Source organism: Marinisporobacter balticus (genome assembly GCF_004345705.1).
In the GTDB taxonomy this organism is placed as follows: domain Bacteria; phylum Bacillota; class Clostridia; order Peptostreptococcales; family Thermotaleaceae; genus Marinisporobacter; species Marinisporobacter balticus.
The window spans coordinates 19,172-44,605 of the sequence record NZ_SLWV01000006.1 but is presented as its reverse complement, the minus strand read 5'-3'; the positions used below and the strand labels follow the sequence as shown (position 1 = coordinate 44,605).

22 protein-coding genes and 1 riboswitch are annotated in these 25,434 nt (G+C 35.1%); of the genes, 5 read left to right on the top strand and 17 right to left on the bottom strand.

The window, feature by feature from the left end:
* Positions 1-15 precede the first annotated feature (15 nt).
* Genes EV214_RS06405 through EV214_RS06395 form a run of 3 tightly spaced genes read right to left on the bottom strand, consistent with a single transcriptional unit; the run spans position 16 to position 2,183 of the window.
* Positions 16-642 (bottom strand): ABC transporter ATP-binding protein, encoded by a 627-nt coding sequence (locus tag EV214_RS06405; protein WP_165916274.1) that lies wholly within the window; start codon positions 640-642, stop codon positions 16-18.
* A gap of 5 nt (positions 643-647) precedes the next feature.
* Entirely contained in the window at positions 648-1,343 is a 696-nt protein-coding gene (locus tag EV214_RS06400; RefSeq protein ID WP_132243898.1) for an ABC transporter permease, read from the bottom strand.
* Positions 1,344-1,352: 9 nt separating this feature from the next.
* Complete coding sequence (locus EV214_RS06395) at positions 1,353-2,183, bottom strand: substrate-binding domain-containing protein (protein ID WP_132243896.1); 831 nt, start codon at positions 2,181-2,183, stop codon at positions 1,353-1,355.
* Between the two features lie 383 nt (positions 2,184-2,566).
* Here EV214_RS06395 and EV214_RS06390 point away from each other — a divergent pair, with 383 nt between their 5' ends.
* The 5 genes from EV214_RS06390 (at position 2,567) to EV214_RS06370 (ending at position 6,825) form a co-directional block, all read left to right on the top strand.
* Positions 2,567-3,430 carry a helix-turn-helix domain-containing protein gene (locus EV214_RS06390; RefSeq protein ID WP_165916273.1) on the top strand — a complete coding sequence of 288 codons (864 nt, stop codon included), beginning with the start codon at positions 2,567-2,569 and terminating at the stop codon, positions 3,428-3,430.
* Between the two features lie 108 nt (positions 3,431-3,538).
* A riboswitch (molybdenum cofactor riboswitch) is annotated at positions 3,539-3,658 on the top strand.
* Between the two features lie 68 nt (positions 3,659-3,726).
* A complete protein-coding gene (locus tag EV214_RS06385) occupies positions 3,727-5,466 on the top strand; it encodes an aldehyde ferredoxin oxidoreductase family protein (protein WP_132243892.1) in 1,740 nt (579 codons plus the stop codon).
* Positions 5,467-5,633: 167 nt separating this feature from the next.
* Positions 5,634-5,864 carry a ubiquitin family protein gene (locus tag EV214_RS06380; RefSeq protein WP_132243890.1) on the top strand — a complete coding sequence of 77 codons (231 nt, stop codon included), beginning with the start codon at positions 5,634-5,636 and terminating at the stop codon, positions 5,862-5,864.
* A gap of 57 nt (positions 5,865-5,921) precedes the next feature.
* A complete protein-coding gene (locus EV214_RS06375) occupies positions 5,922-6,146 on the top strand; it encodes a MoaD/ThiS family protein (RefSeq protein ID WP_132243888.1) in 225 nt (74 codons plus the stop codon).
* A complete protein-coding gene (locus EV214_RS06370) occupies positions 6,139-6,825 on the top strand; it encodes a HesA/MoeB/ThiF family protein (protein WP_334295678.1) in 687 nt (228 codons plus the stop codon). Before EV214_RS06375 ends, EV214_RS06370 begins: the two co-directional genes overlap by 8 nt.
* Before the next feature lie 222 nt (positions 6,826-7,047).
* Here EV214_RS06370 and EV214_RS06365 read toward each other — a convergent pair whose 3' ends face one another.
* The 14 genes from EV214_RS06365 to EV214_RS06305 form a co-directional block, all read right to left on the bottom strand.
* Positions 7,048-8,328, bottom strand: a complete 1,281-nt coding sequence (locus tag EV214_RS06365) for a TIGR02679 domain-containing protein (protein WP_165916272.1) — start codon at positions 8,326-8,328, stop codon at positions 7,048-7,050.
* Between the two features lie 9 nt (positions 8,329-8,337).
* On the bottom strand, positions 8,338-12,390 hold the full coding sequence (locus EV214_RS06360) for a TIGR02680 family protein (protein ID WP_165916271.1): 4,053 nt from the start codon (positions 12,388-12,390) through the stop codon (positions 8,338-8,340).
* Positions 12,380-13,519: a TIGR02678 family protein gene (locus EV214_RS06355; protein WP_132243880.1), complete on the bottom strand. Its 1,140-nt coding sequence runs from the start codon at positions 13,517-13,519 to the stop codon at positions 12,380-12,382. Before EV214_RS06355 ends, EV214_RS06360 begins: the two co-directional genes overlap by 11 nt.
* A 2-nt stretch (positions 13,520-13,521) precedes the next feature.
* The gene (locus tag EV214_RS06350) at positions 13,522-15,009 is read right to left on the bottom strand and encodes a TIGR02677 family protein (protein WP_132243878.1); all 1,488 of its coding nucleotides are present in this window, start codon (positions 15,007-15,009) and stop codon (positions 13,522-13,524) included.
* 224 nt (positions 15,010-15,233) lie between these two features.
* Entirely contained in the window at positions 15,234-15,662 is a 429-nt protein-coding gene (locus EV214_RS06345; RefSeq protein ID WP_132244073.1) for a VOC family protein, read from the bottom strand.
* A 129-nt stretch (positions 15,663-15,791) separates the two neighbouring features.
* Positions 15,792-16,823 (bottom strand): electron transfer flavoprotein subunit alpha/FixB family protein, encoded by a 1,032-nt coding sequence (locus EV214_RS06340; RefSeq protein WP_132243876.1) that lies wholly within the window; start codon positions 16,821-16,823, stop codon positions 15,792-15,794.
* Between the two features lie 13 nt (positions 16,824-16,836).
* Positions 16,837-17,622 (bottom strand): electron transfer flavoprotein subunit beta, encoded by a 786-nt coding sequence (gene etfB / locus EV214_RS06335; protein ID WP_132243874.1) that lies wholly within the window; start codon positions 17,620-17,622, stop codon positions 16,837-16,839.
* Positions 17,623-17,710: 88 nt separating this feature from the next.
* Positions 17,711-18,844, bottom strand: a complete 1,134-nt coding sequence (gene acdB / locus EV214_RS06330) for a putative isocaproyl-CoA dehydrogenase AcdB (RefSeq protein ID WP_132244071.1) — start codon at positions 18,842-18,844, stop codon at positions 17,711-17,713.
* Between the two features lie 105 nt (positions 18,845-18,949).
* Complete coding sequence (gene hadC, locus EV214_RS06325) at positions 18,950-20,083, bottom strand: (R)-2-hydroxyisocaproyl-CoA dehydratase subunit beta (RefSeq protein WP_132243872.1); 1,134 nt, start codon at positions 20,081-20,083, stop codon at positions 18,950-18,952.
* Positions 20,083-21,303, bottom strand: a complete 1,221-nt coding sequence (gene hadB / locus EV214_RS06320; protein ID WP_132243870.1) for a (R)-2-hydroxyisocaproyl-CoA dehydratase subunit alpha — start codon at positions 21,301-21,303, stop codon at positions 20,083-20,085. Before hadB ends, hadC begins: the two co-directional genes overlap by 1 nt.
* A 23-nt stretch (positions 21,304-21,326) precedes the next feature.
* Complete coding sequence (locus EV214_RS06315) at positions 21,327-22,103, bottom strand: acyl-CoA dehydratase activase (protein WP_132243868.1); 777 nt, start codon at positions 22,101-22,103, stop codon at positions 21,327-21,329.
* 75 nt (positions 22,104-22,178) lie between these two features.
* On the bottom strand, positions 22,179-23,387 hold the full coding sequence (locus tag EV214_RS06310; RefSeq protein ID WP_132243866.1) for a CaiB/BaiF CoA transferase family protein: 1,209 nt from the start codon (positions 23,385-23,387) through the stop codon (positions 22,179-22,181).
* A gap of 26 nt (positions 23,388-23,413) precedes the next feature.
* Positions 23,414-23,539, bottom strand: coding sequence for a hypothetical protein (locus EV214_RS19345; RefSeq protein WP_279233107.1), 126 nt, complete (start codon positions 23,537-23,539; stop codon positions 23,414-23,416).
* A 47-nt stretch (positions 23,540-23,586) separates the two neighbouring features.
* A complete protein-coding gene (locus EV214_RS06305; protein ID WP_132243864.1) occupies positions 23,587-25,071 on the bottom strand; it encodes an L-lactate permease in 1,485 nt (494 codons plus the stop codon).
* Positions 25,072-25,434 lie beyond the last annotated feature (363 nt).

Genomic DNA, 25,434 nt, shown 5'->3' with positions numbered 1-25,434 from the left:
TTATTCGCTCCTATTCTATACATAAAAGACACAATGATTCTCAACCTGTATCACTTGCTCAAACAAATTCACTAATTGATCTTCGTCATGCGTTATGACAGCCGTCATCATATGATCTTGGCATTTGCGCTTTAACAGCATCGTTTCAATAGCTTGTACTGTCTGTTTGTCAACATGCGCAGTTGGCTCATCCATTAATAAGATTTCTGGTTCAAAAATCAAAGCCCTTGCTAAAGCTACTTTTTGCATTTCACCACCAGAAAGCTGGGTTGCCAATTGTGTTCGCAGTTTGTACAGATCAAGTTCAAACATAATATCTTTCACCTTTTGCCTATAGATCTCATAACCTAATCCTCTGATTTTCAATGGATAGAGAATGTTCTCCTCTACACTTGTTTTCATCATATATGGCTTTTGATGCATATAAGTTATTCTCTTTAAAATAGTACTATTCAACTTTTCACCGTCATAAGTGACTGTACCACAGGTAGGTCTTTCCAAACCGGCAATGATTCTAAATAAAGTACTTTTCCCCGCACCATTGCTTCCTTTAAACCCGTAAAAACCTCCAGCTTTCAGCTGTATCGTGATATTATCAAGAATCAAGTGATCCTTATATTTTTTTGTGAGTTGACCAATCATCACATTCATATAGCGTCACCTTCTATATACTTATACATCAACGCGTTGAGTACAAATGAAATAATAAGTAGAACAATCCCCATCGCTATAGATGATCCATAATTTCCCATACTGTTGTTCATAGCGATATATGTCGTCATGACACGGGTATGCCCCTTAATATTTCCACCTACAATCATGATTGCCCCTACTTCCGACACAGCTCGTCCAAATCCAGAAGCCATCGCAATAAAAAGGGCTACACGTAACTCATTGATCAAAAAAAATAATCGCTGCCATGGATTAGCTCCCATCGTTTTGCTTACTTCATAGATCATTTTTCCATGTTCTTTTGTATGATTGAAGATATTGCCTATGATAATCGGTGTCACCAAAACAGTCTGTGCAATAATCATCGCTGTAGGTGTATACATCATCTCTAAATGACCTAATGGTCCTCTTCTTGATAGTAATAGCGCAACCAATAAGCCCACCACAACAGGCGGCAATCCCATCATCGTATAGATTATTCTCGAATATGCTTTTTTAAAATGAAAGTCTTTTAGTCCACTAATCAATCCTATTGGTATCCCCAAAATTATTGACACCAATGTAGAGAACATCGAAATCAATATGGAAAATCCAATAATACGATATACTTCTCTATCAAAACCAATAATGAGTTTAAGTGCTTCTTGAAAACCTTCCAGTATATAATCCATCTTTAATTATTATTGAGCATTTGGTGTAAACAGCGCTTGCCCATACGTATCAACACCAAATTTAGCAATCATTTGTTGACAATTTTCATCGCGTATCCATTCAGTAAACTCATTAGCACCTTCTTCATTGATTTTATCATTTTTATTAGGATTGACAGGAATAACACCATATTGATTAAACATCAGAGGATCTCCTTCAACAGCAATTTCTAAATCAAGGTCATTTTTCATAGACAGGTATGTCGCCCGGTCACTAAGTGTGAATCCCTGCATTTCATCAGCCATAGTTATTGTATCACCCATACCTTTACCTGTAGATATATACCCATCACCCTCACCTTTTACCCCTGCTTTTTCCCAAAGAGCTATTTCTTTCTTATGTGTTCCAGAATCATCTCCTCTAGAAATGAACGTTGCCTTCTCTTGCGCCAATTTTGCAAATGCCAATGAAGCATCTGACATTTCATCAGCAGTAATAATTGTCTGTCCTTTTGGACCAATAATGACAAAATCATTGTACATAACATCATATCTTTCCAATCCATGACCTGCTTCAACAAATTCCAGTTCACTTGCTAGCGCATGAACCAACAGCACATCTGCTTCCCCATTTCTCCCCATTTCTAGCGCCTTTCCTGTTCCTACTGCAACTACTTTCACCTCTCGGCCATACTTCTCAACAAATGTCGGTAAAATATGATCCAGTAACCCACTGTTTTCTGTAGAGGTTGTTGTTGCAAGAATAATAGGTGCCTTTTCCTTTGATTCTATCTCACTCGTACATCCAATGCTCATCATAACAACAAACATCAACACAACTAATAATTTAATTTTTTTCATATCCTATTCCTTTCTAATCATTGTATTTACCTTATTAGGAGGTATACTCTTAGATTAACAAAATTAGCAACAAAAAACTAACTCGTATTTTTAAAAAACACTTCAGATTTATCATCCCCAAAATATTTAAAAAATAACAAGGTTAGAATTGTTGTGAAGAAATAAAAGAAAGTATTTTCCAAAAAGTTTGTCGAATCATCTGCTTATATGGTATCATATATATAACTTCTTTTAGATTTTGGTAGATTTGTCTCTCGTCAATTCAATTTTACTATAAATTTGTGAGAAGTTATATTTTTTTATATTAAAAATATCTCTTAAATATACGGCTTTGGGCGTTTCACAAATGCTTACTACTAAGACTCTATATGGAGGCGTTGTGCATGTTGTATAACTTTACTCGTTGTCTTGAAAAAAATTCTGAATATGAAACGGATTATTTGAAGATCTTATATTATGACCTCAAGAAAGGATACAAAGGCACTTACCGTTCTTATGAATACAATCGTATCTGTACGATTCACAGCGGTTCCAAACACGTTACGATTAATGAGGGGAGCCAGTTTGTTTACTCTCCTTCAGAATTCATTTTACTGCCGCCTCACTCAAGTGTCGAAATGGATATTCCAGAAGATACAAATGCTATCGTTTTTGAAATCAGCGATCAGATTGTTGATAAGATTAAAGACAATATTCAAAACAAATTTGATACTGCATTGATTCACGAAGATGCTAACGATATAAAGTTGCACAGTATCAAGACGATACGATCTCAAATATCTAGAATTAACAATACCCTAATGATAAATGATCCTGACAAAGGATTTCTCATTGACCTGATTACACAGGAACTCGTCTATCATCTTATAAAAAATAATTTCTTGCCAGATGAGATGAACTACAATCTTAACGATCCGATAGAATATACACTAAAATATATGCACACACATATTCACGAGGCTATTTATCTATCTGATTTGGCTAATGAACTTAATATTTCTCAATCAAGTCTTTCATCTAAATTCAAAACAGCTACTGGCTTTACACCAAAAGAATATTTCAACATGATTAAAATAAAAAAATCCAAAGATGAATTGTTATCCAAAAGCGTGACAGAGGTTTGCTATTCACTCGGGTTTGAGAATATTTCTTACTTTATTAACCTTTTTAAAAAGCATTATGGCGAAACACCAAAAAAATATGCAATGCGGATGTCCCGCTACAACACAAATCGACCTCTTCGATAAAAACAATATGCCATGCTGATAACCCATGTATATTATTTCAATTTGAAAAATTTTCAGAATGTTGGCAATAAAATTCATGTCTTTTTGTAGAAATATGTTATAATAATTATTAATTAGCCAATCCGAGTTAATGATTCTAAAGTTATTTACTATGAACATTAACCAATGGGTAGAATAGGAAACTGTGCTGCCTCCCGTTATTTGGAAAGGATTTGGATATAGCAGTTTTTTTAATGTTGTACCAAAGGCAATAAACCAAAAGTTTATTGACCACCAAATCAGAAGGAGGTAATTTTATGAATAAGTTTATCCGCGTAAACATGACAACAATGCAAGTCACTACTGAAGCCGTGCCCGAAAAATATGTAGGTCTGGGCGGACGCGCACTTACTTCAAACTTTGTTAATGATGAGGTGAAACCTACCTGCCATGCTCTAGGCAAGAACAACAAGCTAATCTTTGCTCCTGGTTTACTCAGTGGCACATCTGCTCCGAACTCGGGACGTCTTTCAGTAGGAGGGAAAAGCCCCTTAACTGGAACAATCAAAGAATCTAATACCGGCGGTTCATTTTCTCAAAAGATGGCAAAATTAGGTATAAAAGCATTGGTTATTGAAGGAATGCCTAAAGATGACAAGTTTTATATTATTAAAATTGATATGAACAATGTTACCATTGAGGAATCTCCTACCGAAATTCTTAGTGGATGCGGTAACTACAAAGCTATTGAAGTATTAAGTGAAAAATACGGTAAAAATGTTGGTATCGGCTTAGCAGGTCCAGCAGGAGAATACCGTTTACCTTCCGCTAATATCTCTTTTAAAGATCCTGAAGGAAATATCCGTAGTGCAGGTCGTGGGGGACTAGGGGCTGTATTAGGGTCAAAGAAAGTAAAAGCGCTTGTTATCGATGATACAGGTGCTACAGCAGTTCCTATAGCAGATCCCGAGAAATTCAGAGCCGCTTCAAAGGTGTTTTCTAAAGCTCTTCTTGATCATCCTGTTGCCGGTCAAGGCTTGGCTGCATATGGAACGGATGTATTGGTCAACATCTTAAATGAAGCTGGTGGCTTACCTTCTTACAATTTTACAACAGGCCGTATAGATCATAATGATATTATCTCTGGTGAAACATTAAACGCGACCATTACAGAACGCGGTGGTGAAGGTAAAGTATCTCATGGATGTCATCGTGGTTGTATTATTAGATGTTCTCAATGGTATCCTGATAAACAAGGTAAATATATTACAAGTGGTTTTGAATATGAAACCATCTGGGGACTTGGTGCTGATGCAGGCATTCAAGATTTAGATACTATTGCTTATATCGATCGTGCCATGGACGACATAGGTATTGACAGTATAGAAACTGCCGTTGCAGTAGCAACAGCCATGGAAGGTGGTTTATTACCTTGGGGCGACGGTGAAGCTGTTCTTGAAGCTGTTAAACAAATTGCTGTTCCTACTCCTTTGGGACGAATCCTTGGTGGAGGTTGTGCAATTGTTGGTAAAATTTGTGGTCTATATAGAGTTCCAGTAGTAAAAGATCAAGCGATCCCTGCTTACGATCCACGTTCAGTTAAGGGTATTGGTTTAACTTATGCTACTACCACAATGGGCGCTGACCACACTGCAGGATATTGTATATCTGGTAACATCTTAAAAGTAGGAGCAGATTTAGATCCACTTAAGAAAGATGGACAAATTGAGTATGCTCGTGCTATGCAAATCGGAACTGCTGCAGTTGATAGTACTGGTATGTGTCTATTTGTTTACTTTGGTATTGCAGATAATCCTGGCGGATATCAAGCACTCATTGACATGATTAATGCTCAATACGGTATATCTTTAACTGCTACTGATGTTGACAAATTGGGTGAATCTGTCCTTAAGGTTGAACGTGCTTTTAATAAAAGAGCTGGTTTTACAAACGTGCATGACCGTTTACCTGAATTTTTCGAATATGAACCATTGCCTCCACACAACGAGGTTTGGGATTTTACGCCTAAAGAAATCGATGAAGTTTATAACTTCTAACATTAATCTTTACTTGGCTTTTGGAGTCATAACTATAAATAGCCGGACTTATGTCCGGCTTATTTGATATTTTTATTTATCTTTGAAGTATATCTCAATATTAACTGAAGGACGGATAATACTATTTTTTATATCATACAAGAATATTGATAAGGAGGATAGATTGTATGGATGAACAAAGCAAAAGAACAATTGAAGTAAGGGGCTTTCTTCCTTTAGATGAAATTGAAGTTATCTTTGTGAATGGATTTGTTCAACCTTTAAATTTTACAATCCCCCCTGGTGACCGAATCGCATTTTTGCCACCTGGCTGTCCCGGTCCTTATCGAATAGCCCTAGGGTTTTATGGTAAAAATCAGAATAATGAAGCTAACTTTAAGATCAAGAAGAGGTTGTAGTTCTGTGTAAAAATGGTATTAGATATTAATAAAATATAGTTTTAAGAGGTGAATATAGTGAAGATAAAAGTTAAACTATTTGCAACTTTGAGGATAAATCGGGAGAAAGAGATGCTGATGGATTTACCAGAAGGTGCTACCCCAAAAGATATTATTGGGCAATTAAGTATCCCCGAAGAAGATGTAGCAATCCTATTTATCAACGGAAGAGGTAGAAAAATTGATACAATTATTGCTGAAAATGATACCGTATCAATTTTTCCACCCGTGGGAGGTGGTTGATTTGAATCGATATTCTCGTAATATCAGTACGCTTTCTCAAGAAGAAAATCAGGTATTACTACAGTCAAAGGTGTGTGTAATAGGGTGTGGTGGTTTAGGCGGTTATACCATTGAAATGCTTGGGAGATTAGGGATTCGCACAATTACTGCTGTTGACGGAGATGTTTTTGATGAAACCAATTTAAATCGGCAGATTCTATCAGATGAACATAAGATAGGACAAAGTAAAGCCATTGCAGCGCAAAAAAGAATGGCTGTTGTAAATTCTGATGTAAAAGTAATACCTATTGTTGAATTTTTAAATGAATCCAATGCACAAAGCATTATAAGTGGTCATCAAGTAATCGTAGATGCACTTGATAACATCCCAACAAGATTTATCTTGCAAGAAGCTTGTCACAGTCTCCAATTACCACTCGTTTATGGTGCTATCGCCGGTTGGTACGGACAAGCATCCACTATTTTTCCAAATGATAAGACATTAAATAAGATTTACAGAATAAACACATCAAATGGTAAAGAAAAGGAACTTGGAAATCCTGCTTTTACACCTGCACTTATTAGTTCGATTCAGGTTAGTGAAGTAGTTAAAATATTAATAAATAGAGGAGATTTATTGAGAAATAAATTACTGTTTATTAATATGCTTGATCATGAATATGATGTGATAGATTTATAACTAGATATGTAACTAGATATGTTATAATTACATGTTATAATTACACCACTATGCAGGTTTAATTAGGCTATCTGTAGGAAGCTGAGGGACAGGTTCATTGTCCCTTCTAAATATGAATCTATCATCATAATAATACAAGGGACAAAACTGAAAAGGACAATGTACCTGTCCCCTGTACGCTCCTCAGAGTATAAAAATACTATCTGATTTTCCTAATGGGTTTTATATATTTCTAATATCCTCTACATACGCATCAATCAAAAGCTCCTGATAACCTGCCACCCCTTCTTTTAATATAAAATCTCTAAGCGGTAACAACTCCTCACTTTGAATATTCAAAAGCTTATTTTCTCTTTCCTTTATCGATACTTCTCCTTTTATACATCTATAATCTTCAACAGAAAATCTCCAAAGAATCAGATTTTCTTTATATCTTATCTTCAATTTATCCGCAATCTGTAGCCCCTCTGGGTCAAAATCTCCTGCGTAATAAAGCATTGCTCCACCTTCTACAAGCTTGTCTAATAGCATGAGGGCGGATATATTTAATTGGCCACTTGTACATATGAGTGATGGATATAAATCCAATGTTTTTTCCATTACTCCGGCAAAAGCTGTTGGATTTTCGAAAACAAAAACTTTATACCCTTTCGCCTTAATTTTTTCTATACTTCTTAAATTTTTTATAGAAAGCTGTAGTGGCTCTCCGTTATCTAAAAAACTTTTGAATCCTAGATGCGCTTCATTTTTCCTATAAGCCATAAGCCCAAAGGTAATGGTGCTATTTGAAATCTCATCCCGAACGATTCCTGATTGATATAAAACTTCATTCATTTCTTCTGCATTCAATGGATATTTTTCATTCAAAAAATGACATATGGCATGAATGAGTAATTTCCCTTCGATTCTATTGATATCAAAGTAGTGAGAATCCTTTGTAACTTTTGACGAAAAGAGTGGCAAAGGCATAAGACTTTTTTTAGAAAAGCTTAAAATATTTAAAGCATTCCTTATGTTTATAAGTATATATTTTAAATCCTGCTGGCTCTCTTCATATTTTTTGATGAGGGTGTGATATCCATGGTTTTTTTCATCTAAAACAGCTTTTAACCACTGGTACGCTTTTGTATTTTCGAATTGATTTAATATGTTGAAAAAATATGTTTCTCTCTTATTTTTCCTCATCTCTTTTAATGCTTTGTTGGTTAATAAATCATCCTTAAAATATATTTTTAATACTTCTGTAAAGTCAATCCCTTCAAATCTGCCTTTACAAAAACTATCTACAAATTTCTTGACTGAAATTTTCCCTCTTTTTTCTGCATAAAATTTATAATCGATTGCACCTAAAATAATACCTTCTTCATGTGATAAGTCCTCTAGTACAATCATCCCCGATAATTTTCCTAGTTGCTTATATTTATCAAGAATTCCTTTCAATATTCTTTTGTATCCTTTCTGCTCTGTTAAAAAACAGATCGCTTCTTTTACTTTATTGTCCATAGCCATCCCCTATATCAAGCATTTTTTCTCTACACCGTTCCAGTGATACCGAATAACCGTCACAACATCATCATTTTCTTCTCTCACCAATTCACAGATTGAAAGATTATCTACCGTATCATAATCTCCCCAAAGAATCTGTGAATTGATTACATAATCTAAATCAAGATCTTTTAGGAGTCTAAACATATCTCTTATATTATTCTCATCCACCCCTGCAAAAGCTTCATCCATAGAGATGATATGGGGACAATCTTCCCTTGCATTATCATATCTTGCGTATACTGCTGAAAAAAGAGGTATATACATAGACATGGCCTTTTCTCCACCTGAGAATTGGAAAAATGCATTGTTGGTCAATTCTTTTTTTCTTTCCCCTTTTTTGGTAAAATACAGCTTAAATTCATACCATTTTCGATAATCGAGTACTTCTTTAATGATCGTATGATAATTCCTAGCTTCTCCCGTTCCTTCACAGCTTCTGATGGCTTCTTTCACCTTATCTCCAAAGTGATTGGCTAATTTTTTCATATCTCCTTCACTCGCAATATTTCCTCGATTAAGTATTTCTAAAAGCTGTGCGATATCCAACTGGCCTTCACTTTCTGCTTTTTTAGGAACCCATCTTAAGCTTAAAGCAAGACTGCTAGATGTGTTCATAGATTCCATAAGGGTATTGATTTTATCTACCCATGTTTTGGATAAATAGATCTTGCTCCTTATTTTTGTACTGATTGTATTCAAAAGAATTTCTTCAAAAATTCTTCTCTCTTCATTGCTAATTAATAGCTTTGCATCTTCAATATCCTTTTCAATTTTCGCAGGCAGTTCATTAAACGAAATCTCTTTTCCTTGAACTCTACATCTAATATCTCCTCTTTCACATCCCTTATAAACTTCTTTTAGCGATTCGTCCATATGATATTTTTCAAAAATAACCATCTGCTTTAGTGAAAACTCTCTAAGTTCTGCACCATTTTTACTTAAACTTTCTATAAGTGCATTGGAATAAGCTTCTCTTCCCTTTTCTTCTCTTAAATTGATAAGTGGAAGAATTTTTCTAAGGATCATGAGAGGTTCTCCTTCTTCCTTTTCTACAGCATATCCTAAATCATATTCCTCTAAAAATATTTCTTCTAATATACAAAGTATCTTTTGTTCTTTCTCTAGCTTGTCCTTCTTTTCTTCAATATTTATTGCTAGCGCCCTTAAAACCTCTTCTAGTTTTCCTTTTTGAGTTGTGCATTCTTTAATCCGATTTGGATATTCTTTTTTGATTTTAATGCATGCATCCATTTCCTCTTCAATCTCTTTAATATCTGATGTTTTTAAAACATCTTGAAGAGAACAAATTTCTTCATTTTTCTCATCACACTTTTTCTTTGAATAGGTGATTTCATAGTATAGTTTGTCAATCGCATCTCTTACATCCTCTAAACTTTCCTCTATGATTCTTATCTGAGAGGTAAAACTCCTTAAGTTGTTTTGTTGTACCCTCAGCTCTGATAACTGCTCTTGGTACTCATTCCCTGCTTCCTTTGCATCTTGAAAATCTTGTAGCGTCTTATTTATGTTCATTCCATCTGTTTTTTCCCATACAATTCTTTTTTGTCCCTTTAGCGCTTCTGATAATTTTAAAAAACTTTCCTCTTCCTTTAAAAGTCTATTATGCAGTCTATTTACTTCTTTTTCACATTCATCAATCAGCTTTAATGCTTCCCTTAAGTCTTCACTTTTCGGTTGTTTTTTTATTTCATTTTCAAGCTTCTTTAAAGTATTCTCTAGGTCAAGAATTTCCAATTCTCTTTCTTTTATATCGTCCTTCAAAATCTCTATCGCGTTTAATTTTTCCTCTATTAAATTTTCTCTGTGTTTTTTTCTACTGCTTCCCCCAATATATTTTAGGGTATAATCTTCTGATGCTTTTCCTACCAAAGATCCGATCCTATAATTTCCGCCCTCATCTACAAATGACACAGAATCATCTGCTAAAAATATTCCCTGCAAAACATTGTCTGCTGTTTCATAGCCTACACCTGAAAGTCCATCTTTGTCTACATGAAAATAAGTGGTAAGATTGTGCTTCATCATATTTGCTGTAGTAAAAATATACTTATCCCAGTCTCCTTCAACAAAAGATAAGGCTTTATCTTTATATTTTTCATCAATGATTAAAGCATCAATCATCCCCATATCCACAAAAGCACTCTCTATAGATCTTTGTATCTCCTCTGAAACACCATTTTTAAAATCAATTGCTTTGTATAGAGGGGTATAGGGTATGCCCATATCCGACAATTTCTGTCTGTTTTTTATAACGCCTTTACTTCTTTGAGGCTCCACTTCCTTTGCATCCTTTAATGCTTTAACTTCTTCATTGAGCACTTCTATGTTTTTCTCTACTTCTCGAATCTTCTCTTTTTTTCTCTCTATATTTAAAGTAAATCTATTTTTATTTGTATTATAGGCTTCTTTTACTGCCCCGTTTAATTCTCCAAGTACAAAGGTATCGGAAATATTATCAATAGATAAAAAGAGATCCTTTTTTTCATCATCGCTAAGCCTTAATATATGGTTATCATCATTCCATTTTACATACCCAACCTTTAACTCTTCTTTTGTACTCAGTAAAATTTCCTCTCTTTTTAGGAGATCTTCCTTAGAATGTTCAAACTCCCTTTGAAGTTTTTCCTTTTCTTCAAGAACCTTGCTGTATTCTTTCTGCATATTTTCAAATAATGTTAAAGCTTTTACAGCTTCTTTTATTTTGTTCATATATTTGTCAATAGAAATCTTTACAAACTGAAGATCATAGTCTTCTATATCTTTAGATATTTCCTCTTTTAGTATTTTTCCCTCTTCAAATCCAAACGTTTCACTTAACGCATGGATTTCATCTATCATCTCTTTTACGTGATAAATCATAAAGTTCTGTTCATCTTTGATACTTTTAAGATTGTTTTCTCTTTCTTTTTCTAGATATTTCTTTTTTTCTAGCTCGCTATCCTTTCTTTCTATTATATCTTTAAACTCTAAGACCTCTTTTTCAAGTTTGATTAAGTCTTCCTTCACCCTTAAAGCATCGTGTTCTCTTAAATTTTCATATTTTATTTGTGCATCCTTAAGGGATGCTTCATACTTTTGTATGGCATCTTCAATCTCACAAAGTTTTTCTTCTTTATGTTTATAGTGATTTCTTGATCCTTCAATATCATCCTTTAACTTTATCACGTCATTATTTTTTTGTTGGAACGTCGTAGCCTTTTCATATAAACAAAATTTATTATATCTATCATAATGATATTTTATATTTTTCGCAGCTCTTAGAGCCCTTTGTGATTCATCTAACGCGTTTTGAAGATTGTCCATACTCTCCATCGATTCAGACATAGGACGCAAATCATCCTCAGATAATACACGTAAACTTTCTGTAAGTATTTTATAAATTTCTGTCGGTTTAAAATCTTTAGATAGCTTTGGACTTCTCAGTTGAATTAATAGATTAATAAGTTCTTCATATCTTTCACGATCCTCAAATCCAAAGAGGTATTCATTCACCTTTTCCATGTATTTTCTCTGCCCTGTTGTGAAGAACCCTCCTTTATCAACAACATTTTCAAGCTGTTTTTTCGTAAGTGGAATAAAGCTCCCTGCATCTTTATATAAATATAGATCTCTATTAACCCTTCGTCCATCTGTTACAATAAAATACCAAGAGTCTAACGGTCTATTTTTTATAGCTTTCATGCCCATACCAATCGTCATATAATTTTCTGTATCTTTTCTTTTAAATTCAATATAAAGATACGCTGTCTTTTCATCCGTTTCCTCATCTAGTAAATAATTCTCCATTTTTCTAGATTTTGTTCCAAAAGGATCTAATCTTTCAGGCGATTTGTTTCCATCTAATAGAAGAGGAATGAAACTCTGCATCGTTACAGATTTACCACTTCCATTGCTACCTCTTAATAAAAGCTTTCCATCGGATAAATCAAACTCTTCAAAATCATAATACCAAAAGTTTACTAATCCTAGTTTATGAATCATCCATCTATTTTTCATTATGACTACCTCCTGCATAATCTGAGGGATAATCCCCTATGACCTTTCCCACTAGAGGATAAATATGAATAAAATCATCTATAGTCGTTACCATACAAAATTTTTTCATATAAGCTAAAATATCATGGTTCAGCCTATCTAAGCTACACTCTCTGTATTCCTTACTCCACCCCTGACCCATTTCTTCTTTCAAATCTTTTGTCATTTCCTTAAATTCATCCTGTGTCATAGCAATTACATCATTTATTTTTTTAGGGATAATCCCATCCTTTACACCTTCAAAGATTTTATTATTCAAATGAAGTACGACATCACTAATCCCTAACGATGAAGGAAATACCCTTTTGAATCGATCCCCTTCACCTAGTACTGCCAAAGCCCCGTTCCGATGCACATGCAAAGGCCAATTCAAATATTTTCTAAAATCTTCTTCTATAATGTTTCTATAGTTCTTAATATAGCCATAATCCTCATCATCAGCGCCTTCATTGTATACAACAGGGGATAGGAGTAATCTTCTATAAACCCTATTTTTTCTCGAAAAACCCCTTTCTCGATCTACAAATTCTCCATGATCTTCTTCTAAATCTCTATATGTTCTGCACTTCATAATGTCTACCCCAAAATTCCTCACCATATATTTAGATAATCCTGTACTCTCATATAAAACCTCTGTAGCAGTATCTCTTGTGAATTCATCTTCTTCTCCATCATTAATAAGGATTATATTTTGATTCAGTGAAAACTTCATTACCTTGATAAGCGATCGACGTGTTCGATAGTCTGTCCAATCTACCTTCTCCGCCACTGCATTAGCCGCAATGAATTCTGTCACATGAGACAATAAAAACTGTTCTTCTTTATTTTTATCCTCTAAAAATATCAAAAGAAACATCAGAAAGATATACTCTCTTAAATCATCAAAATCATCAATACCCATCCAGCTCTCAGATCTTCCTGGCAATTTTTCAAGCTTTATAAAATCTCCCCTCATGAGCAGTTCATACCCCAGCTTGTCTCTTATAAAAGTCTTAAAATTTTTATAATTATCTTTTATTGCGTAGTAAAGATCCTTGTCCTTTTCTTTTAAAATAAAATAGTTTTCTAATAATTTTTTCAGTTCTTCCATTTCTACTCCTCTTTCTTAAACTCAATCGTATAATGGGGCATGGTGAAAAACCCATCTTTGCATTTAATCCTTATAGGCTCTTTACACTTAGGCTTAATCACCTGATACGCTCTGCCAAATTCTGTTTTCCCAAAAGACGTTTTAACGCTTTTCCCCTTTGAAAGCCATCTTAGTAAAATCCCTCTGTCCTTTTGGGTAATCTCAGGTAGTTTTGCAAAGTCAATTTGGTCATGGATAATAAATTTCTCCATTAATTCCTTTTCCATCTTTCTTTTTTCTAAAATCCTTTTGAGTTTTTCCTCTTTTCTGGCCCTTTTATCTATAATAGGATTTTTAATAATCTTTTCTCTATAAGTCCGAATTCTTGGTTTTGTTGTAACCTTTGTAGGGTTTTCATCATAAATACTACTATTGATGCTCTCCGTGGTTCTATTTTCATTTCCTTTTATATGATGCGTATGCAATACACCAAATATCAAAGAAGATAGTTTATTGGCTTCATCGATATCTTTACACTCGCTGAAAAGCTTTGAAATTTTTCTATATTCCTCTTTTCTATTGGCACTATTATTTCTCTTATCTGCAATCTGAGAAGCAAACCGAGTGATTTTTCTGATAATATGGTTTGTGTTGTCAATCAGCTGCTCAATGAGGGGTTCCTGGCCCTTATGCGTAACAAACCAATCCTTAATACTTTGAAATCTTCCCCGATTGATTTCTATAAATTCATCTTCGTGTATATTTGTATCCATATTTGGAATCGTTTTTTCATGTGCTAATACTTGATCAATGACTTTTTTGATATCTTCGTCATTTATATCCTTTAATAAATTCTTAATCATGATGCTATTTATCTGTAGTCCTCTAATAAAATCTCTAAGATAGAGAATAAATCCTTCTTTAAACATTAAGAACTCTGTAGTTTTCATCAATTCTTCCGTTTTAGGTGAATAAAACCGACTAATATAATCTTGATAATTTTGATTTAACTCTTTGAAGCTTTTATTTAAAGTCTTCCACCATTCATATACTTCTCTATTCTCTTTGAATGTCATCTTGTCATACATTTCAACAAGTTCTCTAAATCTCTCTACTAAAGTACGTTCAAGAGATGCATTATTTTCTACGGTCATATTTTCAAGATTGAGTAACATTCTTTCAATTTCAATCGTATAAGGAGAAAGCTGATATCTAAAAGCTCTATTTTTAAATTCATCTACTGTTCGAACCTTTGTGGTATCTGCAACAGCAATCAAGTTTTTCCAGTTTACTAGGCTATCCAAATCATTCTTTAAATAATCCTCTGAATAATCATCAAACTCCTCATATTCCTTCAAAATTTCATAAATTTCCTCTTTATAAAGCCAATACTTCATCTTTTCATAACACTTATACATACATCTTATAATCGCCCTATATCTCCATGTATTTTCTGTTGCTAGGTATTTAGCTTCGTCAATCTGTGCTTTTACACGTATATCTAATTTCATAAAGGGTACCTCTCTTGTTTTCGTTATTCAACTCTTTAAGTATTTTACTCTTTAAGCCTATTTCACTCACTTCAAAAGAAATATTTTAATTTATCATATCATATCTTCCAAAAAGGGTTAATAACTATTTGTCAAATTATTTATCTTTTCAATAAAGAAACCCTTTCTAAAAAGATAATAAAGACGGTACCTCACCATTAAATGATGAAATACCGTCTAAAATACTATTTTAAATAATCTTCTGTGGGTTCTGTTATTTCCATGAATTCAACCAAAATTCCATGCGTATATTTTGGTCTTACAAAATTGATTTTCATGGTAGGACTAGCCTGTGAAACCTCTTTCTCCAGCATCTCGTATCCTTTTGAAACAAACTCGTCACACGCCGCCTGAACATCATCTACTTCGTAGCAAATATGATGAATTCCACCCCTGCCCTTGTTGTATTGAGCTAGAACGCCTTCTGTAGGTATCAGTAATTCAAGTGGACTTTCACTTTCATTTTCATTCATTTTTGTAAATATATAATGTGCATGATAAGGCGCTACATAACCCTTGTGGTCTACTTCAAGACCAAACTGTTTCATGAAAGCTTCAGCCTCTTCTAATGAAGGCATAATAACACCAATGTGATGTAATCTTTTATGTATCATAAAATAACAACCCCTTCTAATAGTTATATTTTTATACACTCCGAACATATTCTTTAGAACAGTATCTTTTGTCACTAAAGTAACATTCCTTTTGTAAATACCGGTCAAGTAGATAAATGTTATTCTAAATTATTTGTTTATCATTTTCATTAAATCTTCTACATTATTCAATTCCTCTGTTAACATAGGAATTACATCATAAATATCTCCAACAATTCCGCAGTCGGCAACATCAAAGATTGGAGCAGTTGAATTTTTGTTAATTGCAATAATTAAATCGGAAGACTGCATACCAGCTAAATGCTGAATTGCACCAGAAATACCACAAGCTATGTAAAGGTTAGGTTTTACTGTTGTTCCCGTCTGACCTACCTGATGAGAATGATCAATCCAACCTGCATCTACAGCCGCACGAGAAGCACCCACTACACCGCCTAATTTATCAGCAAGTTTGCTGAGCATTTCAAAACCTTCTGCTTTTCCAAGACCTAATCCCCCGGATATAATTATGTTGGCATCTGTTAATGAAATCATTTCTTTTTTTGATTTTACAACTTCCATTACTTTCGTTCTGATGTCTGCCACTGTCAGTCTAACGTTTAAAGATATAATTTCTCCTTTTCTGGTAACATCCTTCACAGCCTTGTCCATAACCCCTGGCCTTACTGTAGACATCTGAGGCCTGTTGTTCGGACAAATAATTGTTGCCATAATGTTTCCGCCAAAAGCTGGACGTGTTTGTTTGATTTTTTTATCTTCAGGGTCAATTTCAAGTTTTGTACAGTCTGCTGTTAAGCCTGTATTAACTCTGGAGGAAATTCTGGGTGCTAAATCTCTCCCTATATGTGTTGCACCAAGTAGCATAATTTCAGGTTTAATTTCATTAATTGCATCTGTAATCACCTTTGTGTATGCATCTGTTGTGAAGTTTTCCAAAAGCTCACTGTCAGCAACATAAACCTTTTCTGCACCATATGAAATCACTTCCTCCGCCATCCCTTTTACATCTTTTCCCAATAAAATCGCACATAATTCTACCCCGATTTCATCAGCAAGCTTTCTTCCCTCTCCTAAAAGTTCTATAACTACAGGAGTGATTTTTCCCTGTCTTTGTTCTGCAAATACCCAAACATTTTTGTATAAACTTAAATTTTTATCCATGGTTACCTCCAACTTATATAATGTGTTTTTGCTTTAGCTGTACAATTACTTTTGTAACAATTTCCTTTGTTGTTCCTTCTAACATGACACCCTTACCCTTTGGAGCAGGAGTGAAGGATTTGAATACCTTGGTAGGAGAAGCCTTTAATCCCACCTGATCTGCATCGATATCCAAATCTGCCATAGTCCATGTTGGGATTTCTTTTTTATAAGCAGCAAATATTTTGTCCACTCCCATGTATCTTGGTTGATTTAATTCTTTTACTGCAGTTAATAATACAGGTGTATTTACTTGAATTATTTCATAACCGTCCTCTAATTGTCTTTGAACCGTTACTTCATTTCCATTTAACTCAAAATTCTGTACGTAGGTAACCTGAGGAATTCCTAATTTTTCAGCAATCTGAGGTCCAACTTGAGCGGTATCTCCATCAATCGCCTGTCTTCCGGCAAAAATAATATCATAATTTCCGATTTTTCTTAAACCTGCTGCAATCGTATTTGATGTAGCCCAAGTATCTGCACCTCCAAATGCTCTATCGCTTAAAAGAATAGCATCATCAGCACCCATAGCTAAACATTGTCTTAGCATAACATCTGCCTGAGGCGGTCCCATCGTTACTACAGTCACAGTAACATCATCATATTGTTCCTTTAATACTAAGGCTTCCTCTAACGCATTTGCATCATCAGGATTTAAAATACTTGGAACACCCTCTCTGATAAGCGTTCCTTTTTCTTTATCAATTTTAACTTCTGTTGTATCCGGTACTTGTTTTACACAAACTAATATTTTCAAAATTTATACCTCCAAATTCTTAAAAAATTTTTGTTTTCTTATAGTTTTTATGCTATTTTCTGTTTCTGTTTTGCTGTGACCCTCATTATTACTTTAAAAGTCCTCCGGAGATTACCATTTGCTGAACTTGTGATGTACCCTCATAGATAGATAAAATTCTAGCATCTCTGTAAATTCTTTCGATTGGATAATCCTTTATATAACCATACCCGCCATGAATTTGTAATGCTTTGTAAGCAACCTCATTGGCAATTTCTGCTGCATAGTATTTTGCCATAGATCCTTCATGATCAATTTTCTTGCCTGCATCTTTTTTGATAGCTGCATCATATACTAATAATCTTGCCGCACTCACCTTTGTTTCCATATCTGCAAGTGTAAACTGTGTATTCTGGAATTTTGATAAAGTTTTACCGAACTGAACTCTCTCCTTTGAGTATTTCACAGCTTCGTCCAACGCACTTTGGGCAACTCCTACAGCCTGAGCAGCAACACCAATTCTTCCTGCCTCCAGCGTATTCATGGCAATCTTGAAGCCTATACCCTCTTTGCCTATTAAGTTTTCCTTTGGTACTCTAACATTTTCAAATACTAAATCTGAGGTCTGTGTACCTCTGATGCCCATTTTGTCCTCATGTGCCCCGTGAGAGAATCCATCCCATTTGCTCTCCACAATAAATGCTGAAGTGCCCTTTAACCCCTTTGGTTTGTCTGTCATTGCAATTACAATGGCAAAATCACAAATTGGTGCATTGGTAATAAAGCATTTTCTTCCGTTTAATATATAGTGGTCACCATCTAAAACAGCTTCCGTCTGCTGTGCACTTGCATCAGAGCCTGCCCCAGGTTCAGTTAAACCAAAACACCCAATCATTTCTCCTAAAGCTAATGGTTTTAAGTATCTTTGTTTTTGTTCATCAGACCCAAAATTTAAAATTGGTAATGCAACCAAAGAAGATCCTGCGGTTACATACGTACCAGTTGAACAGCATTTTTTGCATATCTCCTCCATAACAATCGCATAAGAAAGATAGTCTGCACCTGCTCCGCCGTATTCCTTGGGAACAATAGTACTAGAGTATTTGTATTTTGCTAATTTGTCTAATAGATCTCTAGGCATCTCACCTGTTTTGTCCATTTCTGCTGGTAATGTGTCTAATTCTATGTTTACAAAATCTCTGATTGCTTTTTGTAAAAGTTCATGTTCTTTTTTAAATAACATAATATCCTCCATTTCAAACTTATTTATTTTACTTGTATAAGTATGGTTATCTTTAATTTTTAGTCTTGATTGGAGCAATGGGGTAGCACACCACACCCTCCTATTTTATAAACTCAGCATTTCGGCAAATGTCTGAATTCTTGTTCTTGCCTGTTCGTTATTCTCCATCTGTTGGTCAATTTCTAGATATAAGGTTGGCACACCAGCATCTTCAATTTCTTTTTTTACTAAAGGATAATCATACTCCTCAGGGTCACAGAATTTCATCATACAGAATACCACACCGTCAATTCCTTTTTTCTTGATCTCATCTACCATAATACCGCCACGTTTTTTCTCAGGGTCATATGATAAAGAGCATCCCTCAAAAATCGACCAGTGTCTTGCTAATCTGTCTAATGCATCCTTGCCTTGCGGAACATCATAACGGAATTGTCTTGTTTCTTGTGCTAAATCATCCGCAATAACAGCCATGTTGTTTTCCTCGAAAATACTTAATAATTCTTTGGAATCAGCTAAAATTCCTGATAGCAAAACCTTTTTTCCATTCCATTTTTCAACAGGTTTTTTTACGATTTCAGCCATTAGTTCCTTTACTAAAGCTGTGTGTTTTCCTTTTTCCATAAAATAACCACTTCTGATTACAGTATTTCGCTTTAAAGGAGTAATCACATTCGGATAATTTGCAGCGACTTCAACAAACTCTCTCATTGTTTTTCTATGCGCATTATAAACCTCAATACTGTTGTTTATTGCTTCGTTAGAAATCTCAGATCCCCCGATTTCTTCTAATTTCTTTTTCACATGGGCATATTCACTCTTCAAATAATTAATACCCGCCTGAATTTTTCTATTTTGAGGATGCACTAATGCAATGTACTCAACCTGTGGCACTCCAACCTTCCAGTTCTGCCCCATACAGATTAAAGTATCACACATTCCTGGAATAATAACTGCTGATAAATCATTGTAAGTTCCTTTTAAGCCATATTCTAGGCAAGACTGCATAATAGAACATGCAAATGCAGGAAAGTATTGTTTTGCCAGTTCAAGGTCAGTCTGTCCCCCCCAAATACCTACTGGGAGCATACCGGCAGCATGAATAATTTCTTCAGGGCAGTATACAGGAAAACAGCCGATTACCTTTTTGCGCGTTTCTTCTTTATATTTTTTCACAATCAATCCGGGATCACAAATAACTTCATTCATTTGTTCAAAAATAGCTTCTATTGTATTCATTATTTTGCACCCCCTGATTTTTTTCTTTCCTCCATAATCTCAATTAACCCTTGAATTCTGGTTTCAAACTGTGCCTCTGTGAAGCATCTTGGGTCAGCCTGGTCACCATCAAATCCTGCAAATGGTAAGTCTGTTGCCTCTCCCACTTTTCTTGCCATTTCATACTGAATTAAGCTCATTAATTTACAGCTTCTGTTCATGTGGTAGAATGCACCATCACATTTCCCTAAATTCAAGGAATCAATTCTGTATTTTGACATTCTATCTAAATTTACATTATTAAACATACTGCTATAGGCTCTTGCCATACCATCTAAATCATTAGCTTCATACTGCAAAGCCCATGCATCTGGGTAAACACTTCCTGTCATATTTACGCCATATTTTGCTAAGGTTTTCATTTTATATCCTATGTAAGGCCAGCAAGGAATTCCTTCCATCATGATTCTATATTTTTCTTCACCTCTAAAAGTTGTTTCTTTATTTTTAATTCTCTCTTCTAGCTCAGCAATTAATAATTTAAACGCATCTGTTGTTTCCTGTTTTCCTCTTGCACAGACAATTACAGCCATATAGTTGAATAAATCAAACCCATTCATAGGGGAAGGATCTGCACTCGGCAAACTCATTGAGTATTTCCAAAGCCTTCCGTTCTCTGCTGATATCTTCATAACCTCTTCAAACTTTTTGGGGTCAAACTTTTTGCCAGAAATCTTCTCAAGCTGTTTGATAGCCTCTTCAAACTGACCTTTTAAATAATCAATTCTCTCTTGACCCACCTCATACTCATTGTTAAAGGTAGTATCAATCATAATCAATGGGATATTTAACTCCTTTGAAATATTTTCATACCATTTGATCACTTGATTACAGATATTGTTACAGCATAAAAGAAAATCAGGTCTTGGCATATTTAAGCTTTCGCATCCGCCGTTTTCAATAAAACCAAAATTAGTTCTTGCATACGCACATAGATCAATAGAATATCCCTTGTCTTCTGCAATATTACATAGCTTTAATGATTCTCTTTTTGCTGCGATTCCTGCCGCTTGATTTTCAGGGTAACAAATGCTGAGTCCGAAGCTTTCAGGAAGTTCCTGCGGAAATACAGAAGTAGACCAGCCAACCGGCTCTCCTTTTTCCTTTGCTTTAAATGCATTTGAATATTGATCAGCCAATAGATTTGCAATCACGTCTTTTGATACTAATTTATCGCTCATTTTTATCCCCCTCTAAAATCTCCTTATTTTTTCATTTCCTCAAAAGCATATAAGGCTGCTCCTAAGGCTCCTGTTACCTGAGCTAATTCAGGAATGATGATGCTCATTCCAATTGATTTTTCCATAGCGCTTACAACACCACTATTTTGGGCTACACCACCAACCATTACCACATCTTCTTGAATCCCTACCCGTTTAGCAAGAGAAGAAACTCGTTTGGCAACAGAAGCATGAATTCCTGAAATAATATCCTCTACAGGAATATCATTTGACAGATGTGAGATTACCTCAGACTCTGCAAACACAGTACAGGTACTGCTGATTGAAATTTCTTGTGTAGATTTTGCAGATAACTCCCCAAGTTCCGAAACTTGAACCTCAAGTATCTTAGCCATAACATCCAGAAAACGTCCTGTTCCGGCAGCACATTTATCATTCATAACAAAGTTAAGTAGCTTTCCTTGTGCATCTAGCTTTAAAGCCTTAGCATCTTGCCCACCGATGTCGATGATAGTCCTCACCGTAGGTACAAGAAAATGTACCCCCTTCGTGTGACAGCTAAGCTCACTGATTTGTTTATCAGCATCTGTATATTTCATTCTTCCATAACCTGTCACAACTAGTTTTTCAATATCCTTGCGTTCAATTGACAGCTGGCTGAACAATTCCTTTACTGTCTTCGTTGGTCCTGCCGTACCGGTACCAGAAGGAATCGTTGCAACAGCAACAATCTTCTTGCCGTTCTCTACAATCACGCCCTTAGATGCTGTAGAACCTATATCTAATCCCATTGTATACATATTCATTATCCTCTCTTAAATCTTTTTGAAAAATCAAATTTCCCAGAAAGATTGTAGCATTAGCCACCATTCACACTATCTTACTGCTTTGATTTCTTTCATCTCTTCAATTTTTTCATTTGAATAACCGATAGCGGTTAAAATTTCGTCTGTATTTTCTGTAATTCTAGGTGCTGGAGTCATTTCTCTGATTCCCATTTCTCCAAATTTCACAGGTGTGTTTATTAAAATACCCTCATTTCCTGAATCATAGGTTTTCTTCACTAAATAATCGTTGGCCCATGCCTGTTCGTCCTTAACAATATCTTCACAACGCTGAACTCTTTCAAAAGGAACATCATATTCAAGAAGGGTTTCTTCCCATTCATCCAGAGTTTTCTCAAGCATAGCCTCTGCTACCATGCTAACCATTTCTTCTACATGCTGAACCATTCCTGTACGGGTATTATATCTATCATCATTTATTAATTCTTCTCTTTTAATAGCCTTAAAGAATCTGCCAATCCACTGGTCATACTGAATTAACGCTAACTGAATCCATCTGCCGTCTTTACATTGGTATGAGTTACATACTGGTGAGTTAGGGCTTAATCTTGTCATAGGCATTTTGTTTCCATACTGGTCTGAAAAAATCATACAGCCTAAGCCGTAGATACCCATATGGTAAAGACTTACTGTAACTTTTTCCCCTTTGCCTGTTCTTGCCTTGTTCACAAGAGCGGCACAGGTTCCTGCTGCCAATGCAATGCCTGAATAATGGTCACCAAATCCTGCTGCACCATTTAAAGGTGACGTATCCTTTTCCATAAGCGATGCCATTACACCGCCTCTTGCAAAATAAGATGTGTAATCAAAACCTGGTTTATCTTTCAATGGACCCTTTTCTCCATAGCCCAAAATCTGTGCAAACACAAGTCCAGGATGTTGTTCCTTTAACTGCTCATAAGATAATCCTATTTTCTTTAGAGCGCCTACTCTTACGTTGGTTACAAAAACGTCCGCTTGGGAAATTAATTTATGAAAAGCTTCCTTACCCTCAGCACTTTTTACATTAATACAAATACTTTTTTTATTGAAGTTTTCATTTTCAAACCAAGGATTTTCGTCCTCTGTTGCCGGTGAAGAATAAGCTAAACCGACTGTTCTCTGTCCTTCTCCTGAAATAGGTTCCACTTTAATAACATCGGCACCCCAGTCAGCTAACATCTTTGCACAGCTCGGTGCCGCTACAAATGTCGCAAATTCTACTACCTTAACACCTTTTAATAACCATTTATCACTCATATCTATTCTCCTTTTTAAAAGTATTTTTATGCTTTACAACTATTTAAAGCAATAACCATGCCAACGCTTTTTATTCGTAAACAATCTTTTAAAATCAATCTTTTCCATTGCCCACGATTGTTTTTTTCTGCCAAATCACTTGCATCTTGCACACACTACTTGCATTTTGCAAAAGCTATGTTTTCTTTTTTCAGTCGAACTACATTCCAACGGTTGGAAATAATATATGGGTATAAAGCAAACCTGCAGCACCGTAAATAATTAAAAGCACCAACCAGCTCGGAATACATTTTTTCATAATTTCGCCCTCTTGACCTAAAGTGTCAACAGTTGCCGCTACTGCAACAATGTTGTTAGGACAAATCATATTACCAATTGCTCCCCCTACGTTCTGACAAGAGAATAATGCAACCTTGTTTAAGCTTAATAATTCTGCAGCCTGCATATGCATCGGTCCGAACATTACATTTGATCCAAGTCCCGTTCCCGCAATAAATGTACCCAGAGAACCAATGAATACTGCAACTACAGGATATCCATTTCCAGCTACATCTGCTAATCCCTGTGCAATAATAGCAAGCATTCCTGTGGATTTCATAATATTCGCTACAGATAATAACGCTCCCATCGAAATAAATGCCGGGATTACCTTTACTAAACTTTCTTTTAAATAAGAGAAATAATCTTTTGGACTATTTAATATGAGTGACCCAATAAAAACGATCGCAAAAATCACAGCTGCAATCCAAACAACATATCCATATTTTGCTAATACTGCAAGCGGGAAAGAAAATCTGATGGCAGGTAACGCGATGATTAAAATCAAGTACGGCGCAAACGCTTTCCAAGTATTTGGAATTAATGATTTCTCCTCTTTCGATAACGTTGCAGGAATATACCTATATTCCTCAGGCGCTTGATGCTTTGATACCTTTACATAAATAAGACTTGCGATAATCCCTATGGCCCCACAGCCTAAACTTACAACCTCTGTTCCTATAAAATTTGAAATAAAGAAGAAAGAACCCGCTAACACTGCTCCTATATATAATATATAACCCCATAAGCCTTTGAATCCTTTTTTCCCGATTAACACATAAATCATAATAATCGGAACTACAAATGCCCCAAGCATGGCAAGTCTGCCGGAGATAGCTGTAACATCCTGCAATGCGATATGCTCTGCCACTGCCTGATGCCCAACAATAGTGGTTGCTCCTGCACCACCCCAAGAAGGTGCAATACCTGCTCCAAGCATACCCGCAATTGCTGCTGATAGTGGCGTAAAACCAATACCCACTAAAAATGGTGCGCAAATTGCGGTTGGTGTACCTGCTCCTGCCGCACCCTCAAGGAAAATACTGAAACAGAAACCAATCATAATTAAAAGAATTCTTTTGTCATCTGTAATACCTGCAAGTGCAATCTTGATTCCATCCATCGCCTTTGTCTTCTGAAGCATTACCAACATAGCAAAAGCAGACCAGACAAGGAATATTATTTTCCCCCCTTCTACAACACCTTTCCATGTTTGAGTTGTCATTTCACCCATCGGTGCATGAAAGCTGATAATGCCTAAAATAATAGTAAATATAAGTGTAACAGGGGATACGATTACTGCTGATTTTTTTAACACAATCATTCCTACTAAAACTACTATAATTGGTAATATTGCTAAAAACATCACATTCCATCTCCTCGTATAATAAGATTTGTAGTCAATTTTGAACTAATTTCCAGTAAATAAACTGACTACATGAGATATAAACTCACTGGAAATTCACACAGGTCTTAGCTACCCGGCTACCCTATTATTCAAAGCAAATATTATGCCAAATTTTTATCAATGTACAATCCCTTTAAAATCAACCTTTTTTAAAGAAATCTGTATTAAGCTAGCAAAAAACGCTTGCAAAATGCATAATATACGTGCATTCTGCAAGCATTTTCTTACAATAAATAGGTTTTTTGTTGATTATTATCATTCATATTTTGAAAGCTATATCTATTTATGGAGAATTATGTTATTATTTGTTATAAAAGTAAC